The organism is Cupriavidus sp. GW822-FHT06G04, assembly GCF_058799075.1.
The window spans coordinates 206,784-214,016 of the sequence record NZ_JBXALD010000012.1 but is presented as its reverse complement, the minus strand read 5'-3'; the positions used below and the strand labels follow the sequence as shown (position 1 = coordinate 214,016).

The window sequence follows — 7,233 nt, the reverse complement described above, 5'->3', positions numbered from 1 at the left end:
CTTGCCAACACTGCCTTGGCAGCGCGCTTCGTGTTGCGAGGGGGCGAATATTAGTGGACTACCGCCGTCTGCGCAAGCGCTTTCTCGCAAAATCCTCAATAAAGCCAAAAAGAGCATCATGAGACACTAAATACGCGCCCTACCAAGCCATGTATAGAATCCAACAGGCTGGCGATTCGGCCATCCACCCACCAGACAAGGAATAGACGCATGACAATCGCAGCGAAGTGGCAAGCGAGTTCGGGGTCGAGCATTTGCGAGCTCGGCAATGGCACCGCGAAATGGCAGGCCGATCTCGACGCCCCGATGGGCAATCCCGCGATCCCCAACCCCCACGATCTGCTGGATTCGGCCCTTGCCGCCTGTACTGCACTGACGCTGCAGATCTACGCCAAGCGCAAAGGCTACGAATTGCAGGAGGTTCTGGTGAACGTTTCGCATGAAGAAACGAGCGGCTCCTACAAGATGATCCGCCATGTAGAAGTGCGCGGCAACTTCACGGCAGCTATTCAGGAGGACTTGCTGCGCGTCGCAAATAAATGCCCGGTTCACAAATCCCTCTCGGCACAGATCACGATCGACACGACATTGAACGCCGCCTAGTACATTGACCCGACAAATGATAATCGTTATCATTTGAATCCTCGGGTTCAGACACGACCTGAGTCAGCAAATGGGTTTCCGGGCACGCCAGCGTGTCCGGCCTTTTTCTCTTACGCCGAATGCCGGCCTGGCATTGCGCGTCATCTTCCTGACCCACATCGCGCGCAACGTTGCTCCTCAGCGCGAACCAGAGTTCATCCCGGACCGCATCCCGCCGCAGTAGGGTCCCCCTTCGCCGCATTGTTCGCTGGCCCACGCAGTAACTGTTGCGAGGAGCCGCTTTCACCACTTGCAAGCTTTATGGCCCATTACCGGACGCTTAACATGGAACCCAAAAAGAAAACGTGGGATAGCGAGCAGGGACGCATCGGGAGCGGGGACACCTTGGCGAACTACATGGAAGAGTATTGCGCGCGCATCCGCCGTGGCGGTGTTCGCGGCATCGCGGAAAAACCGATCGTCGTCGATCGGGACGGCACATATCAGATGACTTATGTGCCTTTCGAACATCGCAATCCGGGTGCGCGGCTGATATTGGCGAGCACGACGCCTGGCCATGCCCACGTGCGGCTCGCCGCGACGGTCACCGCCGAACTGCTGCAGCTACGCACGCCGGGCCTCACCATTCAGCGCGAACACAAGCGCCGCGTCGAACTGGGCGGTCAAATGATTCGGCCGAATCTGATCCGGATGCTCGACCACTTCGGCGTGCCGGCGCTGATCGGCCTGCCGCATGCCGCGGCCCTCTGGAACGAAGGCTTCGACATGGTTCAGCCTCTGGCGCTATTACCCCACGCCACGACAAGGCGCGGCCTGGCCTTCGACGGGCCGTTCGACGAACTTGCCAATGTGCCTATGCTGCGCATGGTGTTCGAGAACCTTTTCCTCGCCCAATTGCCGCAGTACCGCGCGGACGCTCTTTACATCGCCCTGGGCCGAACCTCGTGGGCCGGACTGCTCCATGCAGTAGCCCTGGGCCTGCTGGAGCGGCGCCAACTGATCGGCATGATGCCTGTGCCGGCGCGCGCGGGAAGCATGGTGAAGTATTTCCTGCGCGAAATCGGGGTGAGCGATCTGTCGCCAAACGATCCGGTCCGGCATCGCATTGCGTGGCTCGATGCTGCCCATGCCGAAATGGAAGCGGGTGTGCGTCGCATCCGTGCCACGTTGGCGCCATCGAGCCAGCCGGACCGACTGATCGCATGAACGCCCGAGTGCGGGCGGCCTCAGCGCCGGCCAAGTGACATATGCCCCACTACAGTGGGGAGCAGCGAGCGCGAAATGCGTCGATAACCCCTCTTGAGGAATCTGACCTCCTCGCATTCCCGATTGGCGACCCCCGTAACGCACGGCGGGTCGCTATTTTTTTGTGCGGCCCCACTTGGATAGCGTTCCGGAAGCGCTTCCGGCAGCCGCGGTTTCGACTTGGCGCAGATATTCCGCATCTAGGGAAATTTCCCACAAAAATTGCAGAAGCGTCGCATTTCCCGCGGGCTGCCAGCTCCCTATACTGCGCCGACATGTAGATCGCCGAAGCACCCGTCGGCACCGTGAGCCAGGCATGACAACCATCCTTATTGTCGACGATCATCCGGCGATGCGACTCGCCCTGCGCGCGCAGCTGGCGCAGTTGCTCGGCGTAAAGCGCATGTACGAAGCCGACAATGGGCAGACGGCCATCGACGCCGTGCGGCAGTTCAAGCCGGATCTGGTGGTACTGGATCTCGACATCCCGCGCATGAGCGGGCTGGACGCCGTACCGCGCATGCGGACGTTTCATCCGGAGGTGCGCGTGCTGGTACTGACGGCGCAGGACGCCGTGCCTTTCGCCGCGCGCGCGTTCCAGGCTGGCGCGCAGGGCTTTGTCAGCAAGACCCAGGAACTTGAATCGATCGTGCGATGCGTGGAAAGCGTGCTCGGCGGCTTCACTGTGTTTCCCAGCCCCAATCCGCGCGACACGCCGCGGGAGGGCCAGATCGTCGGCGACAGCGAAGGGCTACGCAAACTGACCGACAAGGAGATGGAGATCCTGCGCATGCTGGCGCGGGGCATGTCGAACAAGTCGATCGGCAAGGCGCTGTTCATCAGCAACAAGACCGTGAGCAGCTACAAGACGCGCATCATGGACAAACTGAGCGCCGAATCCCTCGTTGATCTGGTCGATTTCGCGCGCCGCTGTCGGCTGATCCCATGAGCTTGCGCGCCGCTCGTCCAAGGCTGGCGGCGGACGAACGCCACGCAATCGGCGCCACGCTCGCCAAGGTGGCGCAGCACGATGCGCAAGTAAAAACCGTGCTGCTGCAGAGCCTGCTCGATGCGAATGTCGTCGATGCGGCGGATCTGCAGGGCGCGGTATCGCGGCGCGATTGGCCGGAGGTTCATCGCTGCGTGCACCGCATCAAGGGCGGTGCGGCGCTGGCACGCTGCCCTACGCTGATCGCCGCTGCCAAATCGATCGAATCCGCGGCAGGACAAGGCAACGCCGCTGTGGTCAACGCGCTGCTGCCACGCTTCATCGCGATTGTGTCCGAATTCAACGACACGTTGTCGATGCTATTTCCGCTGAAGGACGTTTCCGAAACGCACGGGCCACCACGGGATTCAACGAATTTGAAGGACAGTGACACATCGCCCGCGTGCAAGCCGCGTCAAGCACTGGCACACTGTGAGCCTGTTCCGGCCGCGCCCCCCAAATCCTCAAGCTGCCGCCGGCAACGTCAATTCCGGCGGGAGACATGTCGTGGGTGATTTGCAGGCCTTGCTCGATGGTCACGGGCTGATGCTGGTATTCCTGAACGTTCTGGCCGAACAGGCCGGGCTTCCGGTGCCGGCCTACCCCATGTTGTTCGTGGCCGGCGCGCTGTCCATGCAGCCCGACGGCCCTTCCATCGGCGCCGTGCTGTTCGCGGTGATCGCCGCCTGCCTGATCGCAGATACCGCGTGGTATTTCGCGGGCAAGCGACTCGGCCAGCCGATGCTGCGCACAATCTGCCGCGTCTCCATTTCGCCAGATACCTGTATCCGACAGACGCAATCGCTGTACCTGCGCGTCGGGCCGCGCTCGCTGGTGTTTGCCAAGCTGTTGCCCGGCGCGGGCGCGCTCTCCACGGCCATGGCCGGCATGACCGCAACGCCATTTCTGACCTTCCTTTTCTACGATGCGCTGGGTGCCCTGGTATGGGCGGGCGGCGCGCTGCTGGCCGGCGTGGTCTTCAGCGATTTCGTCGATACGATTCTTGCCGCCTTCAGTGAATACGGCCATCTCGCCGTGCTGGCCGTACTCGGCGCGCTCGCGCTGTTCATTGTCTGGCGCTTCTGGCAACGGTGGCGCCTGCTCAAGCGCACCGGTCGCATTCCGCGCATGACCGTCATGGAACTTGAACAACGGCGCGGATCTGGCGACCGGCCTCTGGTCGTGGTCGATGTCCGCGCGCACGACGCCACGCCGATCGAGCGCATTCCCGGCGCGGTCGTGATGGGCTTGCATGCGCCGTTCGATGCGCTGGCCGATCACGATGCAAGCAGCGATATCGTGGTGTATTGCGCCTGTCCGCACGAAATGTCGGCGGCGGTGCTGGCCGAGCGGTTACGCACGGCTGGCTACGCCAATACGTGGGCGCTCGCCGGCGGATTCGACGAATGGAAGCGCCTGCAGGGCAAGCTCGGCGAACACGCCGCAGTCGCCGATACCACCACCCAGCAGGCCGCCGCACACTAGCCGCCTTAGCCGCACCAGCCGCGCAGCCGTTTCGTCACAAGTTGGATATGTTGTGCCGCCGTCGGCATTCCGGCGGTCGATTCCTATACTGGGGCCAGACCGATTGTGAACGGGAGGCACCATGCGGGGAGAAGACCATGTCCATGGTTGCGAGGACGAATCCACACGCATAACGCATCGCCGGCGCGCGCTGGGCCTGGACGAGCCGCCGGGGCCGCGCAGCAATCGGGCACTGGCGCTGTCTGGCGGCGGCATCCGCAGCGCCACGTTCTGCCTCGGCGTTATGCAGGCGCTCGCCGAGGCGCCTCAACCTCGTCCCCCAAGCCAGCCCGATCCGGTCGCCCTTCCCTCTGCCGCGCCCGCAACGCCTGGCGAGACGCCGGGTACGCGCTCGATCCTGGCGCGTTTCGACTATCTGTCCACGGTCAGCGGCGGCGGATACATCGGCGCTTTCTTCGTCAGCCTTTTCGTTCCCGGCCGATTGCGGCGTGGCACCAATCCACAACAGGCGGCCGAAGATGCATATCGCACGATGCAGTACGAACCGCCGGGCCGCATCCGCACGGACGCTTCCTATGCCGACGCGCCCGGGCGCGCCGCCGTTGCGTGGCTGCGAGAGAACGGCCGCTACCTGACACCCACCGGCGCGGGCGACAATCTTTACGCCGCGGCGGTCATCGTGCGCAACTGGCTGGCCATGCAGTACGTCATCGGCAGCGCGCTGCTGGTCGTACTGGCCGCCTTGGCGCTGGGATTGCATCTGGCCACCAGCGCCTGGCCAGCCTTGGGGCGCAGCGAGATGGATCTGCTGCATGATGCCCGCCAGGCCATCAACGAAGGCACGCTGGCGATCTGGTGGAGCGAATATCTGTGGCTGCCGGTGATCTGCGGGCTGCTTCTGGCGGTGCCGCCCGGCATCGCCTACTGGCTGGTCTATCCGCGCTCGGATGATCCGCGCCAGCCGGTCCGGCCGTTCAACAAGGCTGTGTTGCTGGCGATCGTGGTGGGCGGCATGTTCTTGCTGGCGGGATGGTGGTTCCAGAGACTTGGCGCAGCGCCGCGGCTGGCCGGTGCGTGCCTCGCCATCGGCGTGCTCGCGTGGCTCGGCGTGTTGGTATGCCTCGCCTTGCTGCTGCCGGCGCCGCGCAGCGTCTCGAACTATCGCGTCCGCGCCACGCGCGCATTGCGCGGCGCCATGACGCTCACCGGCGCGCTGGCTGCGCTGGCCATTGCCGATTCCCTGGCCCGCACCTGTTACCTGTATAGCTTCATGGCGATACACCCGTGGGGCGCCATCGTGCCAGCCGGCGCGTCTGGGATGCTCGTTTGGCTGGTGCGCTATGGCGCGGTGCTGCTCGACAACGGCAGGAAGGGCGAAAGCGATTCGACATGGCGCACATGGCTGGGGCGCTTGCCGATCTCGTTGCTCGCGGGCATCGCTGCGGCACTGCTGGCCGTGATGCTGTTCGTGCTGTGGTCGTGGATCGTGCTGTGGGTGCGCTGGGACGGCGGAGAGCCTGTCGACTGGCTCGTCTATGGCAAGGCTTGGACCGCGCCGGCCCTGGCCACCTTGACGGTGCTGGCGCTGTGCATGGCCGTGGTGGTCGGCCGCTTTGCCGGTTTTCTGAATCTCTCGACACTGCAGTCGTTCTACGCATCGCGGCTGACGCGCGCGTACCTCGGTGCATCGAACGGCCATCGCTTCCAGGCGCCAGCGGCCGATGCGGACGATCGCCAGCGATTCAGCGTGGCCGAGCCCGCGCCCGACGATGCGCTCAATCTCAACGATTACTACGATCCTCGCGTTCTGGCCCCACTGCACCTGATCAACGTCACGCTAAACCAGACCGTCGATCCCGCCGAACAACTCGTGCAGCGCGATCGCAAAGGCAAGCCGCTATGCATCGGACCGGGCCCCGCGCTCGTGCAGCCGGGCGGCGCGCAGCAACTGCCGGCCGACGCCTACGTGCGATTCACCGTTGACGGACGTCTGTGCCGCGCACAATCGCAACAGGCGGGCGGCAGTCCCGCACAGGCAACGGAGATGTCGCAGGCGCGTACCGTCGGCGACTGGATCGCAGTCTCCGGCGCGGCGGTGTCCACCGGGCTGGGCCGGGCATCGACGTTGGGCACATCGCTGCTGCTCGGGCTGGCAAATATTCGGCTTGGCATCTGGTGGCCATCGCACATGGCCGACGTGCCCGCCGCAAGCGGCGCGGCGCGAACCGCCGCCGACAGGGGCCACGATGCGCCCGGCATGCTGGCGCGGCTGTTTCGTACGCAGTGGTATCTGGCCTGTGAGTTGACGGCCCGATTCCATGGCACGCGCCGACGCTGGCAATATCTGTCCGACGGCGGACACTTCGAAAATACCGCGGTCTATGAACTGCTGCGGCCGGAGCGGGCCGTCGGGCTCGTCGTCATGTGCGATTGCGGTTGCGACCCCAACTACCGTTTTGGCGACCTGGCCAATCTGATCCGGCTGGCACGCATCGACTTTGGCCTGGAAATCGCTGTAGACCGTAGCGCCGCAACCGATCCCGTACTGGGAGAGGTATTCGGCACGCCCGAGGACTTCGCACCCGACGCCCCGCCCGCGTCGCAAGAGAAAGTGGCGCTGTTGCTCAACGTTTACAGCGCCGGTCAGGCAGGCGCGCCCGATGGGCCGCCGCTGATGCGCATCGTCGTCATCAAGCCAAGACTGACAGCGTCCGCGCCCGCCGATGTACGCCAATACGGCGCGCTGCATCCGAATTTTCCGCAGGAAGGCACCGCCGACCAGTTCTTCGACGAAGCGCAGTGGGAAAGTTACCGCGCGCTGGGCGTGACGATCGGCCGCCGCATCGCCACGGGCGCAATCGCGACGCGGCTGTTCGGCTAGCGCAGTGTGTCCACACCGCCGGCATGGCTTC

6 protein-coding genes are annotated in these 7,233 nt (G+C 64.3%); all 6 read left to right on the top strand.

All coding sequences use genetic code 11. The features are described from left to right. The first annotated feature begins 210 nt into the window (after positions 1-210). Positions 211-603 carry an OsmC family protein gene (locus AC1RKI_RS24610; RefSeq protein WP_061957655.1) on the top strand — a complete coding sequence of 131 codons (393 nt, stop codon included), beginning with the start codon at positions 211-213 and terminating at the stop codon, positions 601-603. Positions 604-987: 384 nt separating this feature from the next. Next, positions 988-1,809, top strand: a complete 822-nt coding sequence (locus AC1RKI_RS24605) for a hypothetical protein (protein WP_341248437.1) — start codon at positions 988-990, stop codon at positions 1,807-1,809. A gap of 355 nt (positions 1,810-2,164) precedes the next feature. Further along, the gene (locus tag AC1RKI_RS24600; protein WP_061957654.1) at positions 2,165-2,797 is read left to right on the top strand and encodes a response regulator transcription factor; all 633 of its coding nucleotides are present in this window, start codon (positions 2,165-2,167) and stop codon (positions 2,795-2,797) included. Beyond that, positions 2,794-3,351, top strand: coding sequence for an Hpt domain-containing protein (locus tag AC1RKI_RS24595; RefSeq protein WP_251164836.1), 558 nt, complete (start codon positions 2,794-2,796; stop codon positions 3,349-3,351). The genes AC1RKI_RS24600 and AC1RKI_RS24595 overlap by 4 nt, the downstream gene beginning before the upstream one ends. Next, positions 3,344-4,321, top strand: a complete 978-nt coding sequence (locus tag AC1RKI_RS24590; RefSeq protein ID WP_341248433.1) for a DedA family protein/thiosulfate sulfurtransferase GlpE — start codon at positions 3,344-3,346, stop codon at positions 4,319-4,321. Before AC1RKI_RS24595 ends, AC1RKI_RS24590 begins: the two co-directional genes overlap by 8 nt. A 121-nt stretch (positions 4,322-4,442) precedes the next feature. Then, a complete protein-coding gene (locus AC1RKI_RS24585; protein ID WP_492797674.1) occupies positions 4,443-7,202 on the top strand; it encodes a hypothetical protein in 2,760 nt (919 codons plus the stop codon). Positions 7,203-7,233: the final 31 nt, after the last annotated feature.

What these genes read in the sequence shown, in the direction of transcription:
- AC1RKI_RS24610 (WP_061957655.1), top strand. Translation starts at nt 211, where the DNA reads ATGACAATCGCAGCGAAGTGGCAAGCGAGTTCGGGGTCGAGCATTTGC.
- AC1RKI_RS24600 (WP_061957654.1), top strand. Translation starts at nt 2,165, where the DNA reads ATGACAACCATCCTTATTGTCGACGATCATCCGGCGATGCGACTCGCC.
- AC1RKI_RS24595 (WP_251164836.1), top strand. Translation starts at nt 2,794, where the DNA reads ATGAGCTTGCGCGCCGCTCGTCCAAGGCTGGCGGCGGACGAACGCCAC.
- AC1RKI_RS24585 (WP_492797674.1), top strand. Translation starts at nt 4,443, where the DNA reads ATGCGGGGAGAAGACCATGTCCATGGTTGCGAGGACGAATCCACACGC.